The organism is Mycobacterium sp. M23085 (genome assembly GCF_045343915.1).
Taxonomy (GTDB): Bacteria; Actinomycetota; Actinomycetes; order Mycobacteriales; family Mycobacteriaceae; genus Mycobacterium.
On the sequence record NZ_CP174280.1, the window covers coordinates 1,919,327 to 1,939,660 of the forward strand.

Annotated in this window: 25 protein-coding genes; 14 read left to right on the forward strand and 11 right to left on the reverse strand. The window is 69.2% G+C overall.

The genetic code is table 11. The features are described from left to right. Positions 1-121 precede the first annotated feature (121 nt). Genes ACIUM1_RS08595 through ACIUM1_RS08605 form a run of 3 tightly spaced genes read left to right on the forward strand, consistent with a single transcriptional unit; the run spans position 122 to position 1,463 of the window. Positions 122-322 carry a hypothetical protein gene (locus ACIUM1_RS08595; protein WP_406817595.1) on the forward strand — a complete coding sequence of 67 codons (201 nt, stop codon included), beginning with the start codon at positions 122-124 and terminating at the stop codon, positions 320-322. Between the two features lie 45 nt (positions 323-367). After that, positions 368-1,153 (forward strand): alpha/beta fold hydrolase, encoded by a 786-nt coding sequence (locus ACIUM1_RS08600; protein WP_406816769.1) that lies wholly within the window; start codon positions 368-370, stop codon positions 1,151-1,153. 1 nt (position 1,154) lies between these two features. Next, on the forward strand, positions 1,155-1,463 hold the full coding sequence (locus ACIUM1_RS08605) for an MGMT family protein (RefSeq protein ID WP_406816770.1): 309 nt from the start codon (positions 1,155-1,157) through the stop codon (positions 1,461-1,463). On the opposite strand, the gene ACIUM1_RS08610 is transcribed toward ACIUM1_RS08605, so the two are convergent. The 3 genes from ACIUM1_RS08610 to ACIUM1_RS08620 form a co-directional block, all read right to left on the reverse strand. Then, positions 1,460-2,314 (reverse strand): TIGR02569 family protein, encoded by an 855-nt coding sequence (locus ACIUM1_RS08610; protein WP_406816771.1) that lies wholly within the window; start codon positions 2,312-2,314, stop codon positions 1,460-1,462. The two genes, ACIUM1_RS08605 and ACIUM1_RS08610, sit on opposite strands and share 4 nt — an antisense overlap. A 91-nt stretch (positions 2,315-2,405) precedes the next feature. Beyond that, on the reverse strand, positions 2,406-3,590 hold the full coding sequence (gene moeZ / locus ACIUM1_RS08615) for an adenylyltransferase/sulfurtransferase MoeZ (protein ID WP_406816772.1): 1,185 nt from the start codon (positions 3,588-3,590) through the stop codon (positions 2,406-2,408). Positions 3,591-3,683: 93 nt separating this feature from the next. After that, the gene (locus ACIUM1_RS08620; protein ID WP_406817596.1) at positions 3,684-4,814 is read right to left on the reverse strand and encodes a DUF3152 domain-containing protein; all 1,131 of its coding nucleotides are present in this window, start codon (positions 4,812-4,814) and stop codon (positions 3,684-3,686) included. A gap of 93 nt (positions 4,815-4,907) precedes the next feature. On the opposite strand from ACIUM1_RS08620, the gene ACIUM1_RS08625 reads away from it, so the two are divergent. Beyond that, positions 4,908-5,594, forward strand: a complete 687-nt coding sequence (locus ACIUM1_RS08625) for a TetR/AcrR family transcriptional regulator (RefSeq protein WP_406816773.1) — start codon at positions 4,908-4,910, stop codon at positions 5,592-5,594. On the opposite strand, the gene ACIUM1_RS08630 is transcribed toward ACIUM1_RS08625, so the two are convergent. Continuing rightward, on the reverse strand, positions 5,591-5,851 hold the full coding sequence (locus ACIUM1_RS08630; RefSeq protein ID WP_406817597.1) for a DUF3107 domain-containing protein: 261 nt from the start codon (positions 5,849-5,851) through the stop codon (positions 5,591-5,593). The two genes, ACIUM1_RS08625 and ACIUM1_RS08630, sit on opposite strands and share 4 nt — an antisense overlap. Positions 5,852-6,069: 218 nt before the next feature. Between ACIUM1_RS08630 and ACIUM1_RS08635 the strand changes: the two genes are divergently transcribed. After that, positions 6,070-6,792, forward strand: a complete 723-nt coding sequence (locus ACIUM1_RS08635; protein ID WP_406816774.1) for an MmpS family transport accessory protein — start codon at positions 6,070-6,072, stop codon at positions 6,790-6,792. A 164-nt stretch (positions 6,793-6,956) separates the two neighbouring features. On the opposite strand, the gene ACIUM1_RS08640 is transcribed toward ACIUM1_RS08635, so the two are convergent. Further along, positions 6,957-7,676, reverse strand: a complete 720-nt coding sequence (locus ACIUM1_RS08640) for a ferritin-like fold-containing protein (protein ID WP_406816775.1) — start codon at positions 7,674-7,676, stop codon at positions 6,957-6,959. A 281-nt stretch (positions 7,677-7,957) separates the two neighbouring features. Here ACIUM1_RS08640 and ACIUM1_RS08645 point away from each other — a divergent pair, with 281 nt between their 5' ends. Continuing rightward, positions 7,958-9,508, forward strand: coding sequence for a DEAD/DEAH box helicase (locus ACIUM1_RS08645; protein WP_406816776.1), 1,551 nt, complete (start codon positions 7,958-7,960; stop codon positions 9,506-9,508). A gap of 16 nt (positions 9,509-9,524) precedes the next feature. After that, positions 9,525-10,751, forward strand: coding sequence for a hypothetical protein (locus tag ACIUM1_RS08650; RefSeq protein ID WP_406816777.1), 1,227 nt, complete (start codon positions 9,525-9,527; stop codon positions 10,749-10,751). Positions 10,752-10,813: 62 nt separating this feature from the next. Here ACIUM1_RS08650 and ACIUM1_RS08655 read toward each other — a convergent pair whose 3' ends face one another. Next, positions 10,814-11,614 (reverse strand): ParA family protein, encoded by an 801-nt coding sequence (locus ACIUM1_RS08655; protein WP_406816778.1) that lies wholly within the window; start codon positions 11,612-11,614, stop codon positions 10,814-10,816. Positions 11,615-11,746: 132 nt separating this feature from the next. Between ACIUM1_RS08655 and ACIUM1_RS08660 the strand changes: the two genes are divergently transcribed. Genes ACIUM1_RS08660 through ACIUM1_RS08670 form a run of 3 tightly spaced genes read left to right on the forward strand, consistent with a single transcriptional unit; the run spans position 11,747 to position 13,967 of the window. After that, positions 11,747-12,337 carry an acid phosphatase gene (locus ACIUM1_RS08660; protein ID WP_406816779.1) on the forward strand — a complete coding sequence of 197 codons (591 nt, stop codon included), beginning with the start codon at positions 11,747-11,749 and terminating at the stop codon, positions 12,335-12,337. 53 nt (positions 12,338-12,390) lie between these two features. Then, positions 12,391-13,488, forward strand: coding sequence for an isochorismate synthase MenF (locus ACIUM1_RS08665; protein ID WP_406817598.1), 1,098 nt, complete (start codon positions 12,391-12,393; stop codon positions 13,486-13,488). Beyond that, a complete protein-coding gene (locus ACIUM1_RS08670) occupies positions 13,485-13,967 on the forward strand; it encodes an N-acetyltransferase family protein (RefSeq protein WP_406816780.1) in 483 nt (160 codons plus the stop codon). Before ACIUM1_RS08665 ends, ACIUM1_RS08670 begins: the two co-directional genes overlap by 4 nt. Here ACIUM1_RS08670 and ACIUM1_RS08675 read toward each other — a convergent pair. Beyond that, entirely contained in the window at positions 13,919-14,350 is a 432-nt protein-coding gene (locus tag ACIUM1_RS08675; protein WP_406816781.1) for a hypothetical protein, read from the reverse strand. The genes ACIUM1_RS08670 and ACIUM1_RS08675 overlap by 49 nt on opposite strands. Positions 14,351-14,485: 135 nt before the next feature. On the opposite strand from ACIUM1_RS08675, the gene ACIUM1_RS08680 reads away from it, so the two are divergent. Next, the gene (locus ACIUM1_RS08680) at positions 14,486-15,451 is read left to right on the forward strand and encodes a diacylglycerol/lipid kinase family protein (RefSeq protein WP_406816782.1); all 966 of its coding nucleotides are present in this window, start codon (positions 14,486-14,488) and stop codon (positions 15,449-15,451) included. Positions 15,452-15,732: 281 nt separating this feature from the next. Next, entirely contained in the window at positions 15,733-15,987 is a 255-nt protein-coding gene (gene whiB1 / locus ACIUM1_RS08685; protein ID WP_003874607.1) for a transcriptional regulator WhiB1, read from the forward strand. 88 nt (positions 15,988-16,075) lie between these two features. Here the strand turns inward: whiB1 and ACIUM1_RS08690 are convergent, their stop codons facing one another. Together ACIUM1_RS08690 and ACIUM1_RS08695 are read right to left on the reverse strand one after the other, a co-directional pair. After that, positions 16,076-17,575, reverse strand: a complete 1,500-nt coding sequence (locus ACIUM1_RS08690; protein WP_406816783.1) for a sensor histidine kinase — start codon at positions 17,573-17,575, stop codon at positions 16,076-16,078. 50 nt (positions 17,576-17,625) lie between these two features. Next, a complete protein-coding gene (locus tag ACIUM1_RS08695) occupies positions 17,626-17,841 on the reverse strand; it encodes a biotin/lipoyl-binding carrier protein (RefSeq protein WP_225329925.1) in 216 nt (71 codons plus the stop codon). A 235-nt stretch (positions 17,842-18,076) separates the two neighbouring features. Here ACIUM1_RS08695 and ACIUM1_RS08700 point away from each other — a divergent pair, with 235 nt between their 5' ends. Continuing rightward, positions 18,077-18,151 (forward strand): 50S ribosomal protein bL37, encoded by a 75-nt coding sequence (locus ACIUM1_RS08700; protein WP_011728008.1) that lies wholly within the window; start codon positions 18,077-18,079, stop codon positions 18,149-18,151. Positions 18,152-18,157: 6 nt separating this feature from the next. On the opposite strand, the gene rsrA is transcribed toward ACIUM1_RS08700, so the two are convergent. Both rsrA and ACIUM1_RS08710 read right to left on the reverse strand, forming a co-directional pair. Next, complete coding sequence (gene rsrA, locus ACIUM1_RS08705) at positions 18,158-18,472, reverse strand: mycothiol system anti-sigma-R factor (protein WP_406816784.1); 315 nt, start codon at positions 18,470-18,472, stop codon at positions 18,158-18,160. Next, positions 18,469-19,251, reverse strand: coding sequence for a sigma-70 family RNA polymerase sigma factor (locus tag ACIUM1_RS08710; RefSeq protein ID WP_406816785.1), 783 nt, complete (start codon positions 19,249-19,251; stop codon positions 18,469-18,471). The genes rsrA and ACIUM1_RS08710 overlap by 4 nt, the downstream gene beginning before the upstream one ends. A gap of 179 nt (positions 19,252-19,430) precedes the next feature. Between ACIUM1_RS08710 and ACIUM1_RS08715 the strand changes: the two genes are divergently transcribed. Next, positions 19,431-20,279: an SDR family oxidoreductase gene (locus ACIUM1_RS08715; RefSeq protein WP_406816786.1), complete on the forward strand. Its 849-nt coding sequence runs from the start codon at positions 19,431-19,433 to the stop codon at positions 20,277-20,279. The last annotated feature ends 55 nt before the right edge of the window (positions 20,280-20,334 follow it).

A 20,334-nucleotide genomic window follows, 5' to 3' on the forward strand; every position in this document is an offset into this window, starting at 1 on the left:
CGAACGCGGCCCGCAACGCCTGGTGGCCGAACCCCCGAACGCCGAGCGAAAAGGACGCGCGAGCCGCCTGCTCTTACCCTGGAGGCCGGAGCAACCGAATACCGGAACGGGGTTGAAGACCATGCAGGACGACGAACGCGATCCCATCGACGAGGCGCCCGAAGGCGACGCGGTGGAACAACTGCGGCCCGTCGATACCGACGACGAGACCGGGCTGGACACCGACTACGTGGCCGCCAGGGACCTGGAGGCCAACGAGGCCGACGTGATCGAGCAGGCCTACATCGTCTCCACCGAGGACGACTGGGATGACGACCGGTGAGGGCCGCCTGCCGGCCCCGGTAGTGGCGGCTGGCACCATCGACGGGTGACCGCGAAGTTGCATGTGCACCGCTACGGCCCGTCGGGTCCGGTGCGGATCCTGGCGTTGCACGGGTTGACCGGCCACGGCCAGCGTTGGCAACATCTGTCCGGCTTTCTGCCCGGGATCGGCATCGCCGCACCGGATCTGGTTGGTCACGGCCGGTCTTCGTGGGCCGCGCCGTGGACCATTGACGCCAACGTCGCGGCGCTGGCGGGATTGCTCGACGAGCAGCCCGACGCTCCGGTGGTGATCGTGGGTCACTCGTTCGGCGGTGGGCTGGCGATGCATCTGGCCGCGGCTTGCCCCGATCGGGTGGCGGGGCTGCTACTGCTCGACCCGGCGGTCGGATTGGACGGTGGGTGGATGCGCGAGATCGCCGAGGCGATGCTGGCCTCGCCCGACTATCCGGACGCCGAGGAAGCGCGCATGGAAAAGGTGCACGGCTCGTGGTCGGACGTCGAACCAGCCCTGCTGGACGCCGAGATCGACGAGCATCTGATCACGCTGCCGGGCGGGCGCTACGGCTGGCGGGTCAGCCTGCCCGCGATGATGTCGTACTGGAGCGAGTTGGCCCGCGACCCCGTGCTGCCTCCGGCCCAGACCCCGACCGTCCTGGTGCGGGCCAAGCGGACCACCCCGCCCTACGTCACCGACACACTCATCGACGGCTTGGCGCGGCGGTTGGGACCGCATTTCCGGCTGCTGGATTTCGACTGCAACCACATGGTGCCCTATGCCAAACCCGACGAAGTCGCCGCGTTGACCCGCGAGCTGCTGGGGGCCCGCTGAGATGACCCCGGTGACCGACGAGCAGGTCGAACGGGTGCGCGCGCTGGTCGCCGCCATCCCTGCCGGGCGGGTCGCCACCTACGGCGACATCGCCACCGTCGCAGGGCTTTCCAGCCCGCGCATCGTCGGCTGGATCATGCGCACCGACTCCTCGGACCTGCCTTGGCACCGGGTGATCACCGCCTCCGGCCGGCCGGCGCGGCACCTGACGACCCGGCAGCTGGAGTTGTTGCGGGCCGAAGGCGTGCTGGCGACCGACGGCAGGATCGCGCTGCGCGAGGTCCGCTTCGAGTTCCCCGACGGAGGCTAGAGCACCAGCCGGACCAGCGCCGCGGTGCGGGCCAGGCCCGGGAACGCCTCGGCCGTGGACCGCGGGTGCAGCGCGTGCACCGCGAGGCGAAACATCAACGCCCGCAACAACATCTGCGACCATTCCGGCAGGGCGTTCCAGCGCTCGATCAGCCCGTCGTCGGCCTCGCCCCAGGACAGCGCGTCGATCACCGCCACGCCGGCCGCCCACGACGCGGGCCGCCAGTACGGGGTGATGTCGGTGATTCCCGGTGCCGCGGTGCCGACGAAAAGCACTGTGCCGTAAAGGTCTCCGTGCACCAGCTGGTTGGGGCTCTTGGTCGGCTTGCGCAGCGTGGCCAGCTGGTGCAGCAACTCCACCGATCGCTCGGCGTCCGCCGTCGGCGGAGCTACCCGCGCGCCGGGCGGCACCGAGGCCAACGGCCGTTCCTCCCAGGCCGCACGATCGGCGGCGATGAAGATGTCGACGTCACCCCACGGCGCCGTGGGCCCCTGGGTCAGGAAACGGGGTCGCTCCAGTTTGCCCGTCGCCTCGTGCAGGCGCACCGCCGCGGAGACCACCTCGTCATGGCGGGGCTCCGGCGTCCCGGCGACGAAGGTGTCTGCCCGCCATCCGGACACGACGTAGCGCCCGTCGGTGGAACGGACCGGCCGGGCCAACCGGACGCCGTCGACGAACAGCGTCTCGCGGACCCGGGCGGACCACGCCGCGCGCGCGTTGTCGGCCACCAGTGACAGGACCACTTCGCCGCACCGCCAGCCGCCCTCCCAGCTGACCCCCAGGTACACGGGTTTAACGCCGGCCAAACCAAACGCCGACAGCACATGATCCGGCGGTGGCTCGACTGTCACACCGGTACTCTAAACGAGTCCAACAGGCGGCTATCGCAAGCGCGGCGAAGCCGGGCACGGCGGGTCGCCGCAGCCCAACAGGCGTTCGGGCTCAGTACATGATCATGTCGGGCTGCATCTGCTGCGCCCACGCCACGATCCCGCCCTGCAAATGCACCGCGTCGGCGAATCCGGCCCCGCGCAGCACCGCCAGCGCCTGGGCCGAGCGCACACCCGTTTTGCAGTACAGCACCGGCACCCGGTCCTGCGGCAGCTTCGCCAGGCCCTCGCCGGAATTGATCGACGACTGCGGAACCAGCTGGGCCCCGTCGATGTGCACGATGTCGAACTCCACGGGTTCACGCACGTCGATCAGGGCCAGCTTCTTGCCCGAATCCAGCCAGTCACGCAGTTCCCGCGGGGTGATGGCCGACGCGTCGTCGTGGGCCGCGGCCTCGGGCACCGCCCCGCACAACTGCTCGTAGTCGACGAGCTCGGTGATCTTGGGCCTGGCGGCGTCCGACGGGTCGCGGCGAATCGCGATGGTGCGGTAGCTCATCTCCAGCGCGTCGTAGATCATCAACCGGCCCAGCAGCGAGTCGCCGATGCCGGTGATGAGTTTGATCACTTCGGTGCTCATCACCGAGGCGATGGACGCGCAGACGATGCCCAGCACGCCGCCCTCGGCGCAGGAGGGCACCGAGCCGGGCGGCGGCGGCTCCGGGTAGAGGTCGCGATAGTTGAGTCCGCGCCCGTCCGGGGCGTCCTCCCAGCACACCGAGACCTGACCTTCGAAGCGGTAGATCGATCCCCACACGTAGGGCCTTTTCGCCAGCACCGCCGCGTCGTTGACCAGGTACCGGGTCGCGAAGTTGTCGGTGCCGTCCACGATCAGGTCGTAGTGGCCGAACAACTCGACGGCGTTGGTGGAGTCCAGCCGGAATTCGTGCAGCCGCACGTCGACCAGCGGGTTGATCGCGGCGATGGAATCGCGTGCCGACCGGGCCTTGGACCGTCCGACGTCGGCCACTCCGTGGATGATCTGACGCTGCAGGTTCGACTCGTCGACCACGTCGAAATCGACGATGCCGATGGTGCCCACGCCGGCCGCCGCCAGATAGAGCAGCGTCGGCGCGCCGAGGCCGCCCGCGCCGATCACCAGCACCCGGGCGTTCTTCAGCCGCTTCTGCCCGTCAGGGCCCAGGCCGGGGATGATCAGGTGCCGGCTATAGCGGGCCACCTCCTCGGCACTGAGCTGGTCTGCGGGCGCCACCAGGGGCGGCAGCGGCGTCGGCACTGCGAAACATCTCCTCGATCGGCCTGGCGGGTAGAGCGTCGTCTAGCACCATCACAGCAGCCCGCGCAGGCAGCGGCAACGTGCGCCGACCGGCTAGGCGATCGGGTACGGCCAGGGATTGAACCGGCAGGTCTTCCCGTCGGCCTTGACGACGTCGGGGTCGAACTGGGCGGCGTCGTTGTTCGACGTGGAAAACGTCTGCTGCATCATCACCGGCGCCAGGGCGCCCTGCTGCTCGCACGGCTCGTGGTGCAGGTAGCCGATGGCGTGGCCGACCTCGTGGTTGATCACGTACTGCCGGTAGGAACCGATGTCGCCCTCGAACGGCACGGCGCCCCGTATCCAGCGCGCCTCGTTGATGAAGACCCGCGCCTCGCGGTTGGCACCGAATACCGGGTTGTAGCAAGAGGTCTCGAGCCGGAATTCGTAGCCGCACCCCTCACGCACGGTCACCGGCGACACCAGCGAAATCCGAAAGTCGGGTTTGCCGTTGTCGATCCGGATGAACGCGAATTGCGGGTTGTGCGTCCAGCCCTTCGGATTGGCCAGCGTCTGCTCGACCATCTCGGCGAAGGCGTCGTCGCCGCCGAACATGGTCGGGTCGATGCCGTTCTCCACTTCGACGGTGTACCTGAACACCTTTGCGGTGCCCTGGCCGATCTGCGGTGTGGTGCCCGGCACCAGGTGCCACGTCTTGTCACCCGCTTCGGTGAACGGGCCGCCGTTGGGCAGGGTCCCGGCCGGCAGGTTGGCGTCGAACGCGGCCAATCCGCGTGGCGGGGCGTCGATGATCGTGGTGCCCACCGCGCCGATCGCCGGCGGGCTCTGGATGGGCTGGCCGGCCGTCGGCTTCGGCGCGCCGGTGCCGGTGACCGTCTGGTACATCACCACCGCGGTGAGTACCACCAGCACCGGCAGGGCGTACGCGCGCCACCCGTAGGTGGACACAAAGCGGCCCAGCCAGGTTTGTTTGCGCCACTGTCGCGGCCGCTCACGGTCGGCCCGGACTCGTCCGGCCTCCCGCGCCAGGGGGTCGCGCAGCGCCCGCAGCGGCTCTCGCCACTCGTCGCGCAACACCGGTACGCGACCTGTGCTGCGTGGGGGCCGCGGGGACGTCATTTCCCCAGGATTACACAGGCGGCCATCCACGCGACCTGTGGCGCGCCCGAATCCGCCCTCCGACACCGCTTCTGCCTGCGGCGACGACGGCGATGACGGCCGCATCGCCCGGGCGGGTAGTAAGGTCTTTTCCACGGGCTGCGAGCGGCTGGCCCCGGTTCAGCGACGGCCGGCCGCCGATAATCAGATGAGGAATCGATGAGCGAACTCGCCAAGATGCCGGCGCGGCGCGCCGTCAGGTCGGCCGACCGCGGTCGGCCGGCGGACGGGGCCGCGGTTTCGAACCGGCGCGGCAACCGGTTGCCCCGCGACGAGCGGCGCGGTCAACTGCTCATCGTGGCCAGCGACGTGTTCGTCGACCGCGGCTACCACGCGGCCGGTATGGACGAGATCGCCGACCGCGCCGGGGTAAGCAAACCCGTGCTGTATCAACACTTTTCGAGCAAGCTCGAGCTGTACCTGGCGGTGCTGGCGCGGCACGTGGAGAACCTGGTCTCGGGCGTCCAGAACGCACTGAGCACCACCACCGACAACCGGCGCCGGCTGCACTCCGCGGTGCAGGCGTTCTTCGATTTCATCGAGCACGACAGTCAGGGTTACCGGCTGATCTTCGAGAACGATTACGTCACCGAACCCGAGGTGGCCGCCCAGGTCCGCGTCGCCACGGAATCTTGCATCGATGCGGTCTTCGCGTTGATCAGCGAGGATTCCGGGCTGGACCCGCACCGGGCCCGGATGATCGCGGTCGGTCTGGTGGGCATCAGCGTCGACTGCGCCAGGTACTGGCTGGACTCCGACCGCCCGATTTCCAAGGCGGACGCGGTCGACGGCACCGTCCAGTTCGCCTGGGGCGGACTGTCACACGTGCCGCTGACCCGCTCCTAGTGCCCCTTGCCGGCGTGCTTGCCGGGTTCGGCGCTGATCCCGAAGCCCACTCGGCGCGCGTCGGCCGCGCCGATCTCGATGTAGGCGATCTTGGCGGTGTGAATCAGGAAGCGGCGGCCCCGCTCGTCGCTCAGGCGCAGCAGGCCCGACCCGTCGCTCATCGCGGCGCTGACCATTTCTTCGACCTCGGCGGGCGTCTGGGCGCTGGCAAGGACCAGCTCGCGCGGACTATCCGTGATACCGATCTTGACCTCCACGGTCACCCCTTCCATGGGTCTTGCAGTCTTGCGCAGGTATGGCAGTCCCGGCCCTGTCAGCAGCAGGCTAGTGGACGCGGCTGACCACCACCTCGCCGCGTCCCCCCACTTCGCGGTCAGCGAAACCCGGTCGCGGCCCGATAACGATTCGCTTGCAGGTTGTCTCACACACCCGCGCGATACCCGATCCGTGTTTTCCCATCGCTAACTTCGGCACCATGGGTACCACGTGGGCGCACCTTGACGACAGGATCCGGGCTTACCCCGACGACGACGACGTTGACGGCGCCTGCGATACCGATCCCTACCTGAACGCCGACTACAACTGGACGGGCTGGCCGGCCGACTCACGCTGGCGCCCCGCCACGGCGATCCTGGGCGCGGTGGTGGCGCTCGGCGCCATCGCCACCGCCGTCATCATCAACAGCGGCGACAGCGCGTCCACCAAGGCGACGCTGGGCGCCCCGGCGCCCAGCCCGGTGACGTCAGCGCCCGCGACGACCAAGGTCTCCGTGCCGCCCAAGGCGGCGCCCGGCCCCTCCCAGTTGCCGGCCGAGACCTTCACGACGGTCACCACGCCCAGCGCCGCGCCGGTCGCACCTCCGGCGATGGCCGCGCCCACCGTCGCGCCGCCGCTGGCCGCGGCGCCGCCGACGGCGGCGCTGAACCCGCGCACCGTGCTCTACAGCGTGAACGGGACCAAGCAGCTGCTGGACCTGGTGAACATCGTCTACACCGACGCGCGTGGCGTGCCGCAGACCGAGTTCAACGTGTCGCTGCCGTGGTCGAAGGTCGTGGTGCTGAACCCGGGCGTGGAGACCGAGTCGGTCGTGGCCACCAGTTTCTACGGCCAGCTCAGCTGCTCGATCTTCAACGCCGCCGGGCAGCGGGTCATCGCGTCGACCAACGTGTCGAACATGGCGACCTGCGCGCGCCCGTGACCCCCTGCGCCCGGCTGCGCCGCGCTTGCGATCACGGCTGAGTCCGATGGCCGTGACCCGCTGCGCCCGGCTGCGCCGCGCTTGCGATCACGGCTGAGTCCGATGGCCGTGACCCCCTGCGCCCGGCTGCGCCGCGCTTGCGATCACGGCTGAGTCCGATGGCCTCAGCTCAGGCCGAGTTCGTGCATACGCCGGTCGTGGGTCTGCTGCATCCGGTCGAAGAACGCGTTGAGCTGACCCAGCCCCCCGGCCCCCAACACCACCAGGTCGACCAGCTCGTCGTGGTCGGCCAGCAGGTACTGGGCCTGCGTGATCGCTTCGCCGAACAGCCGGCGTGACCACAGGGCCAGCCGGCTGCGCTGCTTGCCGCTGGACGTCACCGCGGCGCGCACCTCGGCGACGACGAACTGCGAGTGCCCGGTCTCCGACAGCGCCGCGCGCACCACGTCGGCGACCTCGTCGGGCAGACCATGGGCGATCTCCAGGTACAGGTCGGCCGCCAACGCGTCACCCACGTACGTTTTCACCAGGGCTTCCAGCCAGGTGCTGGGCATCGTCAGCCGGTGGTAGTTCTCCAGCGCCGAGACGTACTTGGACATCGCCGACACCACGTCGACGCCGCGGCTTTCCAGCGCGTCGCGCAGCTGCTCGTAGTGCTGCATCTCGGCGGCGGCCATGCTGGCCATCGATATCCGTCCGCGCAGGTCAGGCGCCATCCGCGCCTCGTCGGTGAGCCGGTAGAAGGCGGCGATCTCACCGTAGGCCAGCACCGCGAACAACTCGTTGACACCAGGGTGATCGGCCGACAGCCGCGGGGCGGGCGAGTCGTCGGTTTGGTCGGCGTCCACATCGGCTTGGGAGGGCTGGCAGGAGGGCCGGGTCATGGCAACACTGTAGTCGGCGGACTTAGCACAAAATGGGAGCCAGCTGTCGACCAGCTATCATGTAAGTAGATGGCGGCTGTATTCATGCCGTAATTGTTTGTTCAAGCCGCTATCGGCGAAATGTGCGTGCACAGCTGGCCCGCCCTGACTGGGGCCCTCCCAGACTGAGCCAGGGCCGGCGACTCGGCGACGTATTCGGAGTCGGAACTCGTGCGCGCGTGACCGCGACAGAGAAATACCGACACAACCCGATACGTCACCGAGAGGCTACTTACCCACGCATGACCACACTCACCAGCACAACTGAACTGACCTTTGCTCAACTCGGCGTCCGCGACGAAATCGTGCGCGCGCTCGCCGAAAAAGGGATCGAAAGCCCTTTTGCCATCCAGGAACTGACCCTGCCGATGGCGCTCGCCGGCGACGACCTCATCGGCCAGGCCCGCACCGGGATGGGCAAGACCTTCGCCTTCGGCGTGCCGCTGCTGCAGCGCATCACGGCGAGCACCGCGGCCCGGCCGCTCAACGGCACACCGCGGGCGCTGATCGTGGTGCCCACCCGCGAGCTGTGCCTGCAGGTCACCGATGACCTGACGCTGGCGGCCAAGTACCTGACCGCCCAAAAAGACGATGACGGCCGTGAACGGGCACTGTCGGTGGTCCCCATCTACGGTGGCCGCCCCTACGAACCGCAGATCGAGGCGCTGCGTGCCGGCGCCGACGTCGTGGTGGGCACCCCGGGCCGGTTGCTCGACCTGAGCCAGCAGAACCACCTGCAATTGGGCGGGCTGTCGGTGCTGGTCCTCGACGAGGCCGACGAGATGCTCGACCTGGGCTTCCTGCCCGACATCGAGCGCATCCTGCGCCAGATCCCGACCGACCGGCAGTCGATGCTGTTCTCGGCGACCATGCCGGACCCGATCATCACGCTGGCCCGCACCTTCATGAACCAGCCCACCCACATCCGGGCGGAAGCGCCGCACTCGGCGGCCACCCACGACACCACCGTCCAGTACGTCTACCGGGCCCACGCCCTGGACAAGGTGGAGCTGGTCAGCCGCGTGCTGCAGGCCCAGGGCCGCGGCGCCACGATGATCTTCACCCGCACCAAGCGCACCGCACAGAAGGTGGCCGACGAGCTCGCCGAGCGCGGCTTCAAGGTCGGCGCCGTGCACGGTGACCTTGGCCAGGTGGCCCGCGAGAAGGCGCTGAAGGCCTTCCGCACCGGCGACATCGACGTGCTGGTGGCCACCGATGTGGCCGCCCGCGGCATCGACATCGACGACGTCACCCATGTGATCAACTACCAGATCCCGGAGGACGAGCAGGCCTACGTGCACCGCATCGGCCGCACCGGCCGCGCCGGCAAGACCGGCGTCGCGGTCACCCTGGTGGACTGGGACGAGCTCGCCCGCTGGTCGCTGATCGACAAGGCGCTGGGGCTGGACTGCCCCGAGCCCGCCGAGACCTACTCCAACTCGCCGCACCTTTACGCCGAGCTGGACATTCCGGCCGAGGCCGGCGGCACGGTGGGTGCGGCCCGCAAGCCGCAAGGCCAGCGCCGCAGCAGCGACCGGGACGGCAAGAAGACGGAGCAGAAGTCGGACAGGCCCGCGCGCCGTTCCGGCACCCGGCGGCGCACCCGTGGCGGCCAGCCCGTCACCGCGCACCCGTCCAACAACGGGGCCGCCGGCAGCAACGGCGAGGCCGCCGCGGAGACCCCGGCCGGCTCGCCCCCGGGCAACGCCGGTTCCACCCGTCGCCGCCGTCGGCGCCGCAAGCCCGCCGAAGGCCAGTCCGCCCCGGCCGCCGCCAGCACGCAGAGCAACTAACGACCCGCGCCGACGCATGGTCAAACCCGAGCGCCGGACCAAGGGCGACCTGCTCGCCGCCGCGGTCATCGCGGTCGTGGTCGCCGCGGTCGCGGCGTTGATCTGGTGGACCAGTGACGCCCGGGCCACCACCAGCCGGCCCGCGGCCGTCCCCGCTCCCAACCCGACGCCGGCCAAGCAGGTGCCGGGTGGGTTGAAGCAGCTATGGAGCGCCGCCAGCCCGGCCACCACCGCCCCGGTGGTCGCCGGCGGTGAGGTCGTCACCGCGGCCGGTCGCCGGATCGACGGGCGCGATCCCGACACCGGGCAGTCCCGCTGGAGCTACGCCCGCGACATCGACCTGTGCGGCGTCACCTGGCTATACCGCTACGCGGTCGGGGTCTTCCGCGATGACCGCGGCTGCGGACAGGTCAGCACCCTGGACGGCTCCACCGGTCGCAGGGGACCCGCCCGCAGTGGCTACGCCGATCCGCGGGTGCGGCTGTCCTCCGACGGCATGACGGTGCTGTCGGTCGGCGACACCCGGCTGGAGCTGTGGCGTTCGGACATGGTCCGGATGCTGGTCTACGGCGAGACCGACGCCCGGGTGAAACCGTCGACCCGGGGACTGCACTCCGGATGCAAGCTGATCTCGGCCGCGGCCAGCTCGCAGGCGGTGTCGGTGCTGGAGACCTGCGCGAACCGGGCCGACCTGCGGTTGGTGCTACTGCGGCCGGGCAAGGATGACGACGAGCCCCAGCAACACATCGTCGCCGAACCGGGGATCGCGCCGGATTCGGGCGCCCGGGTGCTGACCGTCGCGGAGAACACCACCGCGGTGTACCTGCCTGCGCCGCAGCCCCGGGTCGACGTGATCGACGAAACCGGGGCCACCGTGTCCAGCACCCCGCTGCCCAAGCCACCGTCACGCTCGGCGGTGGTCTCCCATCCGGGAAGTCAGATCACCTGGTGGACCGGCGACTCGCTGATGGTCTTCGACCCGAACACGTTGGCGCTGCGCTACACCATCGCCGCGGGCGACAAGACGGCGCCGTTGGGACCGGGGGTGATGATGGCGGGCCGGCTGCTGGTGCCGGTCACCGGCGCCATCGGGGTCTACGACCCGCTCAGCGGCGCCAACGAACGCTACATTCCGGTGGACCGGTCGACGACCGCCCCGCCCGCCGGGAAACCGGTGTTCCCGGCCGTGATCGGGTCCCGGGTGCTCGAGCAGCGCGGCGACACGTTGGTCGCGCTGGGCTGACGACCCGCTAAATTTACGGCGACGACCCGCTGCGCCCGGCTACGCCGCGCTGGCGATCGCCGCTAAACCTCGACGGCGAAGGTCGGCAGCGGCTTGCCGCTCTTCCAGTGCTTGAGCAGCGCGGCCGCCAGATCCCCGTAGGCCGCCGCACCCTTGTTCTTCCGGCCGGCCATCACCGACGAGCCCGAGGCGCTGGCCTCGGCGAATCGCACGGTGCGCGGAATCGGCGGGGCCAGCACCGGCAGGTTGTACCGGTCGGCGACGTCGAGCAGGACGTCGCGGGTATGGGTGGTGCGCGAGTCGTACAACGTCGGCAGCGCGCCGAGCAGGCGCAGTTCCGGGTTGGTGATCTGCTGGACGTCGGCGACGGTGCGCAGGAACTGGCCGACTCCACGATGCGCCAGGGTCTCGCACTGCAGCGGCACGATGACCTCGTCGGCGGCCGTCAGCCCGTTGAGGGTCAGCACGCCCAGCGACGGCGGGCAGTCGATGATCACCACGTCGAACATGTCGTCGAGCTTGGCCAGCGCGCGCTTGAGCGCGTATTCGCGGCCGGCCCGCATCAGCAGCATCGCTTCGGCGCCGGCCAGGTCTATGTTGGCCGGCAGCAGCGTCATTCCCTCCGCCGTATCGACCAGCGCGGCGTTGGGTTCGACGTCGCCGAGCAGCACCTCGTGCACCGACACCGGCAGCTTGTCGGGATCCTGCCCCAGCGAGAACGTCAGGCAGCCCTGCGGATCGAGGTCGACCAGCAACACCCGTTTGTTCTCGTCCACCAGCGCCGCCCCCAGCGACGCGACCGTGGTCGTCTTGGCGACACCGCCCTTCTGGTTGGCCACCGCCAATACCCGCGTCTTACTCACCGGCGCCGCCACCTCATCGCTGCCTCCCCACTGCATCGTCGCGTGCGGTTTACAGTGCCATCCTGGCATGTTCGCCCGCCGAGCGCTTCGGCCCGAGCAACCACCGCGAGTCGTCCGGCAGAATCAACCGATATGGGCTTGCACAACCACCGTCTGGTGCTGCTGCGTCACGGCGAGACCGAGTGGTCGAAATCGGGCCAGCACACCGGCCGCACCGAGGTCGAGCTGACCGAGGCCGGCCGAAAGCAGGCCAAGCTGGCCGGCCGCGTGCTCGGAGAACTCAAACTCGTTGACCCGCTGGTGATCAGCAGCCCGCGGCAGCGTGCCCTGGCCACCGCGCGGTTGGCCGGGCTGTCCGTCGACGAGGTGTCCGAGCTGCTGGCGGAGTGGGACTACGGCGCCTACGAGGGCCTGACCACCGAGCAGATCCGCGAGACGGTGCCCGATTGGCTGGTGTGGACGCACGGCTGTCCCGGCGGTGAGACCGTCGCGCAGGTCAGCGAGCGCGCCGACGCGGCCGTCGCGACGGCGCTGCAGCACATGGAGTCGCGCGACGTGGTCTTCGTCAGCCACGGCCACTTCTCCCGGGCGGTGATCACGCGCTGGGTCGAACTGCCGCTCGTCGAGGGCAGCCGGTTCGGGATGATCACCGCGTCGATCGCGGTCTGCGGATTCGAGCACGGGGTGCGCCAGCTGCGGGCGCTCGGATTGACCGGTCAGTGAGCGGTGAACACGACGATGCGCGCCGCACCGCGGCGCGTGAAGGAGTCGAGCAGCTGAATCACGAGCCACCGTTCGCGCTGTGCGGGCCGACCCGGACCCTGATCGCCGACGGGGTGCGGCGACGCTACCGCGACGCCGGCGCGGCGCAGGCCGCCTTGCGCTCCGGGGAAGCGCCGATGGTCTTGGGCGCGTTGCCTTTTGACGTCTCCGGGCCGGCCGCGTTGCTGACGCCGGAGACGGTGAACTTCACGGATGGGCCGCCGGACTGGCCGGCCGGCGACCTGCCGCCGGTTCGGGTGGCCGAAGCAGTGCCGCCGCTGATCGACTACCGGGACAGGATCCGCCGGGCGTGCGAACAACTCGCCGCGGCCGACAACCCGCTGGACAAGGTGGTGCTGGCCCGCGCCCTGCGGCTGGTCGCCGACGCCCCGCTCGATGCGCGCGTGCTCCTGCGCCGGCTCATCGCCGCCGACCCGGGGGCCTACGGCTACCTCGTCGACCTGACCACCGCCGGCGACCGATACGCGGGGGCGGTGCTGGTGGGCGCCAGCCCCGAACTGTTGGTGGCGCGCCGCGGCGACCGCGTCGAGTGCCGGCCGTTCGCCGGGTCGGCCCCGCGCGCCGCCGACCCGCGGACCGACGCCGCCAACGGCGCCACGCTGGCCGCCTCGGCCAAGAACCGACACGAGCACCAGCTGGTCATCGAGACCATCAGGGCCGCCCTGGAGCCGCTGTGCGACGACCTGTCCATCGCCGCCGAACCGCAGCTGAGCAGCACCGCCACCGTCTGGCATCTGTGCACGCCGATCACCGGACGGCTGCGTGATACATCAAGCACCGCAATCGATTTGGCGTTGGCGCTGCATCCCACCCCGGCCGTCGGCGGGGTACCGACCAAGGCCGCGATTGGGTTGATCACCGAACTGGAAGGCGACCGCGGGTTCTACGCCGGGGCGGTGGGCTGGTGTGACGCCCGCGGCGACGGCCGCTGGGTGGTGTCGCTGCGCTGCGCGCAGCTGTCGGCCGACCGGCGCACCGCGCTGGCGCGCGCCGGCGGCGGTATCGTCGCCGAATCCGACCCCGACGAGGAAGTCGCGGAAACCACAACGAAATTCGGCACCATCCTCAACGCCCTGGGAGTCGAGCAATGAGCCGGCACATCCGTCGCGCCGCGCCCCGCGACGCCGTCGCGATCACCGAAATGATCCACGCGCTGGCCGAATTCGAGCAGGCCGCCGATCAGTGCACGGTGACCGAAACGCAAATCGCCGCAGCGCTTTTCGGCGATCCGCCGACGGTTTACGGCCACGTTGCGGAGGTCGGCGGCGAGCTCGCGGCAATGGCGCTGTGGTTCGTCAACTTCTCCACCTGGGACGGCGTGGCGGGCATCTACCTGGAAGACCTGTTCGTGCGGCCGGAGTTTCGCCGGCGCGGGCTGGCCCGGGCGCTGCTGGCGGCGCTGGCGTCCGAATGCGTGCGGCGGGGCTACACCCGGCTGTCCTGGTCGGTGCTGAATTGGAACTCCGACGCCATCGCCCTCTATGACGGCATCGGCGGGGAGCCACAAAACGAATGGACGACCTACCGGCTGTCCGGGGCGCCGTTGGCCGGGCTGGCCGAGTCGCCCTGATCGCCGGCGGCCCAGCGCACCGCGGCGGGGCTGAACAGCAGGCCGAGCACGATCAGCGCCGCCGCACCCGCCGGAACCCCGAAACCCGGCTGGTGTGATCCGACTGCGAGGTACCACGCCACCGGCAGCAACAGCAGCTGGGTGATCACGGCCAGGCCACGGCCCCAGCGCTTGCCGCGGATCAAAGCGCGTCCCGCGGCGATCACCCCGGCACCGGCCAGGACGAACCAGCCCGCCGTCGCCAAGCCGTTGGCCACCTGCTGATCAGCGCCCGCGATGCCGCGCACCACCAACACCGCCGCCACGATCAGCGCCGCGATTCCCTGCAACACGACGATCAGGCCGGCGCGGCGAACGGCGGTCGGGGCGGCGGGCGGCGTCACAGCGTCAGCGTAGTCAGGGCGGCCGCCCGCTGTTCCCCCTGCGGCGCGCATCGTCGCACCGCCTAGCCCGATTGCGGCGCTTCTCCTCACGCCGCCCTGCGGCGCGCATCGTCGCACCGCCTAAGCTCGTGCCTCATGCAGGCCGTGCTGATCGTCAACCCCACAGCAACTTCCACCAGTCCGGCCGCTCGCGACCTGTTGGCGCACGCGCTCAAAAGCCGCCTGCAGCTGACCGTCGAGCACACCAACCATCGCGGTCATGGCACCGAGCTGGCGGAGAAGGCGGTGGCCGACGCTATCGATCTGGTGGTCGTGCACGGTGGCGACGGCACGGTGAGCGCGGTGGTCAACGGGCTGCTCGGCCGGCCGGGGCCGCTGCCGAGCGGCCCGGTACCCGCGGTTGCCGTGGTGCCGGGCGGTTCGGCGAACGTGCTGGCCCGGTCCCTGGGCATCTCCACGGATCCCGTCGCGGCCACCAACCAGCTCATCCAGTTGCTCGACGACCATCGGCGGCGCGGCGCCTGGCGCCGGATCGGCCTGATCGACTGCGGCGAGCGCTGGGCCGTGTTCAACACCGGCATGGGCGTTGACGCCGAGGTGGTGGCCGCGGTCGAGGCCGAACGGGACAAGGGCGGCAAGGTTTCGGCGTGGCGCTACATCCGCGCGGCGGTACCCGCCGTGTGGGGCTATACCCGCCGCGAACCGGCGCTGACGCTCGAACTCCCCGGCCGCGAACCCATCCCCGGGGTCAGCTTCGCGTTCATCTCCAACTCCAGCCCGTGGACGTTCGCCAACGAACGGCCGGTGTGGACCAACCCCGGCTGCAGCTTCGAGTCGGGCCTGGGGGTGTTCGCGCCCACCACCATGAAGCCGATCCCCACCCTGCGAATCGTGCGGCAGATGTTCGCCAAACGGCCCAGATTCGAGTTCAAGCACCTCATCACCGAGGACGACCTGCCATCCCTGCGAGTTACCTCGACCGCAGGCCCCGTCGCGTGCCAGTTCGACGGCGATTACCTCGGCGTGCGCGAAACCATGACGTTCAAAGCGGTCCCGGACGCGCTGGCGGTGGTTGCCCCTCCCCACCAGAAACGGCACTGACCTGCGGTGATGTCGCGCCCTTGCCCCGCGCGGGGACGGCATTACGCCGAAGCGGCCCGTGGAGTGTAGTACAACTGAGTAAGGGCTTGGCTACGAGTTGATCAAAGTGAGATAGCCCACGAGCGAACTCACACTATTGACATCTGTTGAGCCTGTGAAACGATCAAAAGGTTGCATGCAGAGTTTACGTAGGAGTCCGGACTCCTTTTCTTCTGCAAGCGTTAAACAGCCGAAAAAATGGCCGTGCGCCTTGCTGCGCACTCAGTGAGGAGTAAAGACGTATGGATTGGCGCCACAAGGCGGTCTGTCGCGACGAAGACCCGGAGCTGTTCTTCCCGGTAGGGAACAGCGGCCCGGCGCTCGCGCAGATCGCTGACGCGAAACTGGTCTGCAATCGGTGCCCGGTGACCACAGAGTGCCTGGGGTGGGCTCTGAACACGGGCCAGGACTCGGGCGTCTGGGGCGGCATGAGCGAAGACGAGCGGCGTGCACTGAAGCGTCGCAACGCCCGGACGAAGGCCCGCAGCGGGGTATAGCCCACTAAACGCAAAAGGTGCGGCCTCGACGAAAGTCGGGGCCGCACCTTTGCGTGTGGGTTCGGCGTGTGGGTTCGGTGCCGCGCGCCTATAGCAGCAAACGGGTCCGCCGGCCGATCGGCACCCGTAGCACCACGTCGGTGCCCCTGGCGGGCGCCTGACGCATGCCCAGCGTGCCGTCCAACTCGGCCGACACCAGGGTCCGCACGATCTGCAGGCCCAGACTGTCGGAGGTCTCCAAGCTGAATCCCTCCGGCAGCCCGCGACCGTCGTCGTGCACCACGACGTCGAGCCAGCGTGCGGAGCGCTCGGCGCGGATCGTCACCGAACCCTCTTCCACCGCCGGGTCAAAAGCGTGTTCGATCGCGTTCTGCACCAATTCGGTGATCACCATGATCAGCGCGGTGGCCCGGTCGGAGTCCAACACGCCCAGATCCCCGACCCGGTTGATGCGAATGGGCCGGTCCACCGACGCCACGTCGTTCATGATCGGCAGGATCCGGTCGATCACCTCGTCGAGGTTGACCTGCTCGTCCACCGACATCGACAGGGCGTCGTGCACCAGCGCGATCGACGACACCCGGCGCACCGACTCGATCAGGGCCTCCCGCCCCTCCGCGTTGACGGTCCGGCGGGCCTGCAGGCGCAACAGCGCCGCCACGGTTTGCAGGTTGTTCTTCACCCGGTGGTGGATCTCCCGGATGGTGGCGTCCTTGGATATCAAGGCCCGGTCGCGACGCTTGACCTCGGTGACGTCGCGGATCAGCACCGCCGCACCGGCGCTGGCGCCGTCGACCATCAACGGCAGCGTGCGCAGCAGCACGGTGGCTCCCCCGGCGTCGACCTCCATGCGCATGCTGCGGCCGCCGGCCACCAGATCTTGCACGTGTTCGGCCACTTCCTGCGCCTCGAACGGGTCGGAGATCAGCGGGCGGGTGACCTCGATGAGGTTGTGCCCCTCCAGCTCGGTGGTCAGGCCCATCCGGTGGTAGGCCGACAGCGCGTTGGGACTGGCGTAGGCGACGACGCCGTGCACGTCGAGGCGGATGAAGCCATCGCCCGCGCGCGGGGTGGAGCGGGACATGACCACGTCCCCGACGTCGGGAAAGGTCCCCTGGGCGAGCATGTGGACCAGATCGGCGGCGCACTCCCGGTAGGCGATCTCCAGCTGACCGGACGCGCGGTCGGCGGCCAATGCCGTCTGATGGTGGGTGAGCACGGCCACCACGTTGCCGCCGTAGCGCACCGGAGAGGCCTCGACGTGGGTGCCGGGCAGCCACGCATCTTCATGTCCCGCAGTGCCGTTCCGTTGGGCGGTGCCCGACGCGAACGTGTCGGCCACGATCGCCAACCGATCGGATCCGACGGCGGTGCCCACCGCGTCGGTCTGCAGCGCCGTCGGCGCGGTGTTCGGCCGGCATTGCGCCACGCAGACCAGCACGCCGTCATCACGCCGCACCCACATCAGATAGTCGGCGAACGACAGGTCGGCCAGCAGCTGCCACTCCCCGACCACGGCGTGCAGGTGGTCCACCGCGTTGCCCGGCAGCATGGTGTGTTCGGCGAGCAGGTCACCGAGAGTTGACATCGCTTACTCCCCGGGTCGTTCCCCGGCGGCTGGTTGTTGGGGCCCGATGGCTAGCTGATGACCGCGATGAGGTCGCCGGCCTGAATCACATCGCCAACCGACACGCTGACCTTGCTGACGGTGCCGCCGACTTCGGCCAGGACGGGGATCTCCATCTTCATCGACTCCAGCAGCACCACGGTGTCGCCCTTGCCGATCTGGTCACCCTCGTTCACAACGACTTCGAGCACGCTGGCCACGATCTCGGCGCGCACATCCTCCGCCATCTTCACCCCACTAGTCTCGGCCTTCGCGCAGGCTGGCTGCTGGTCATCACGGTTCTATAGGCCTATCAGGCTCGGATACATCGAACCACAGCACCGGCCGGCGCCGCGGCGCACGGGGCCCCGAGTGGCTGCCACGAGGGCGAAGACACTGCACAGGACGTCTCGTGAGACAATGGCGGTCAAGCCAACGGGCGCCGGGCGCCTGGTTTGACAAGCAATCACGGAGGTTTTCACCATGGCCAAACGAGGCCGTAAGAAGCGCGACCGCAAGCACAGCAAGGCCAATCACGGCAAGCGCCCCAACGCCTGAGGGACGCTACTGCGCACCCCGGATGATGGTGGTGCGCCGGATTTCGAGCCGTAGCCGCTCGCGCAGTCCCTCGGGGGCCTTCTCACCGCGGCATTTGGTGGCGATCAACGCCTTGATCCGCTCTTCGAGCCCGTAGTGCTTGAAGCAGCCGGGGCACGCCTCGAGATGCTTGCGCAGCTGCTCGCGGGTGTCCGGGCCGCATTCCCCGTCGAGCAGCAGCCAGACCTGGCGGATGACCTCCGCGCAGCCGACGCTGCCGTGGGATTCGTCGTTGGGGCAGGCATCGGGCGAGGCAGCGCCCGGGCCGGAGAACTCGCTCATGACGACACCTCCTCGTGCCTCTGCTGACCACGGTTGAAACCCCGCTCCTTGGCGACGTCGGCCAACAGGCCGCGCAGCTGCCGGCGGCCGCGGTGCAGCCGTGACATTACCGTTCCGATCGGCGTATCCATGATCTCGGCGATTTCCTTGTATGGAAAGCCTTCGACGTCGGCGTAGTAGACGGCCATCCGGAATTCCTCCGGCAACGCCGCCAGCGCCTCTTTGATCTCCGAGTCCGGCAGCGCCTCCAGCGCCTCCACCTCGGCCGAGCGCAGCCCGGTGGACGAATGCTCGGCGTTCGAGGCCAGCTGCCAGTCGGTGATCTCCTCGGTTGGATACTCCGCGGGCTGGCGCTGCTTCTTGCGGTAGCTGTTGATGTAGGTGTTGGTCAGGATCCGGTACAGCCACGCCTTGAGGTTGGTGCCGGCCCGGAAGGAGCGGAATCCCGCATAGGCCTTGACCATGGTCTCTTGCAGCAGATCTTCGGCGTCGGCGGGATTGCGCGTCATGCGCAGCGCGCCGCCGTAGAGCTGGTCAAGCAGGGGGATCGCGTCGCGTTCGAATCGCGCCGTCAGTTCCGCGTCCGTCTCTTCGTGCGCCGCGGACGCGGCGATCTCGGGCCCTGTCGCGTCATCGCGGCCATCATCAGAGTCGGCCATGTCGATCAACCCGGTCCCTTCTGCGGCGGTGTTACCGGCGAGCACCGAAAGCGCCACCGGACTCGCAAGGAAGCCAGCCAACCGCTCCTCGCCTAACAGGCTCGTCGCCGTTGACACCACACTGCTCCTTCCAATCTAAAGGCTGACCCCGACACTCTTTGTCCGGGTCCGCTCCACCGCATGTGAGACCGTCAAGATCAACAGCGCGCGCGACCCCGCTATTTCCGCAGCACGATTTGGGCGATACCGGCCGGGCCACCCCGATCCGGCCGATTCGGGCGTGGCGTTAGTGTGACGCCATGTCTCTTCACGGCAAGACCATGTTCATCTCCGGCGCCAGCCGCGGCATCGGCCTGGCGATCGCCAAGCGCGCCGCACAGGATGGTGCCAACATCGCGCTGATCGCCAAGACGGCCGAGCCGCACCCCAAGCTGCCGGGAACGGTCTTCACCGCGGCCAAGGAACTCGAGGAAGCCGGCGGGCAGGCCCTGCCGATCGTCGGGGACGTCCGCGACCCGGATTCGGTTGAGGCGGCCGTGGCCAAAACCGTCGAGCAGTTCGGCGGCATCGACATCTGCGTCAACAACGCGTCGGCGATCAACCTGGGGTCCATCGCCGAGGTGCCGATGAAGCGGTTCGACCTGATGAACGGCATTCAGGTGCGCGGCACCTACGCGGTGTCGCAAGCCTGCCTGCCCCACATGAAGGGCCGGGAGAACCCGCACATTTTGACGCTGTCCCCGCCGGTGCTGCTGGGCCAGGAATGGCTGAAGCCGACCGCGTACATGATGGCCAAGTTCGGTATGACGTTGTGCGCGTTGGGAATCGCGCAGGAAATGCGCGAGGAGGGCATCGCCTCCAACACGTTGTGGCCGCGCACGCTGGTGGCGACGGCCGCGGTGCAGAACCTGCTCGGCGGCGACGAGGCGATGGGACGCGCCCGCAAGCCGGAGATCTACTCCGACGCGGCCTACGTCATCCTCAACAAGCCGGCCAAGGAGTTCACCGGCAACATGCTGCTGTGCGAGGACGTGCTGGTGGATTCCGGCGTCACCGACCTGTCGACCTACGACTGCATCCCCGGCTCCAAGCTGGGCGTCGACTTCTGGGTAGACGGCGTCAACCCGCCGGGGTACACGGGCCCCTAGTCGTGATCGCGAGCGCGGCGCAGCCGGTCGTGGCGGGTCACGACCATCGGAAGTA

What these genes read in the sequence shown, in the direction of transcription:
- ACIUM1_RS08595 (WP_406817595.1), top strand. Translation starts at nt 122, where the DNA reads ATGCAGGACGACGAACGCGATCCCATCGACGAGGCGCCCGAAGGCGAC.
- ACIUM1_RS08605 (WP_406816770.1), top strand. Translation starts at nt 1,155, where the DNA reads ATGACCCCGGTGACCGACGAGCAGGTCGAACGGGTGCGCGCGCTGGTC.
- ACIUM1_RS08620 (WP_406817596.1), bottom strand. Translation starts at nt 4,814, where the DNA reads ATGCGGCCGTCATCGCCGTCGTCGCCGCAGGCAGAAGCGGTGTCGGAG.
- ACIUM1_RS08625 (WP_406816773.1), top strand. Translation starts at nt 4,908, where the DNA reads ATGAGCGAACTCGCCAAGATGCCGGCGCGGCGCGCCGTCAGGTCGGCC.
- ACIUM1_RS08635 (WP_406816774.1), top strand. Translation starts at nt 6,070, where the DNA reads ATGGGTACCACGTGGGCGCACCTTGACGACAGGATCCGGGCTTACCCC.
- ACIUM1_RS08640 (WP_406816775.1), bottom strand. Translation starts at nt 7,676, where the DNA reads ATGACCCGGCCCTCCTGCCAGCCCTCCCAAGCCGATGTGGACGCCGAC.
- ACIUM1_RS08645 (WP_406816776.1), top strand. Translation starts at nt 7,958, where the DNA reads ATGACCACACTCACCAGCACAACTGAACTGACCTTTGCTCAACTCGGC.
- ACIUM1_RS08650 (WP_406816777.1), top strand. Translation starts at nt 9,525, where the DNA reads ATGGTCAAACCCGAGCGCCGGACCAAGGGCGACCTGCTCGCCGCCGCG.
- ACIUM1_RS08660 (WP_406816779.1), top strand. Translation starts at nt 11,747, where the DNA reads ATGGGCTTGCACAACCACCGTCTGGTGCTGCTGCGTCACGGCGAGACC.
- ACIUM1_RS08670 (WP_406816780.1), top strand. Translation starts at nt 13,485, where the DNA reads ATGAGCCGGCACATCCGTCGCGCCGCGCCCCGCGACGCCGTCGCGATC.
- ACIUM1_RS08680 (WP_406816782.1), top strand. Translation starts at nt 14,486, where the DNA reads ATGCAGGCCGTGCTGATCGTCAACCCCACAGCAACTTCCACCAGTCCG.
- whiB1 (WP_003874607.1), top strand. Translation starts at nt 15,733, where the DNA reads ATGGATTGGCGCCACAAGGCGGTCTGTCGCGACGAAGACCCGGAGCTG.
- ACIUM1_RS08690 (WP_406816783.1), bottom strand. Translation starts at nt 17,575, where the DNA reads ATGTCAACTCTCGGTGACCTGCTCGCCGAACACACCATGCTGCCGGGC.
- ACIUM1_RS08695 (WP_225329925.1), bottom strand. Translation starts at nt 17,841, where the DNA reads ATGGCGGAGGATGTGCGCGCCGAGATCGTGGCCAGCGTGCTCGAAGTC.
- rsrA (WP_406816784.1), bottom strand. Translation starts at nt 18,472, where the DNA reads ATGAGCGAGTTCTCCGGCCCGGGCGCTGCCTCGCCCGATGCCTGCCCC.
- ACIUM1_RS08715 (WP_406816786.1), top strand. Translation starts at nt 19,431, where the DNA reads ATGTCTCTTCACGGCAAGACCATGTTCATCTCCGGCGCCAGCCGCGGC.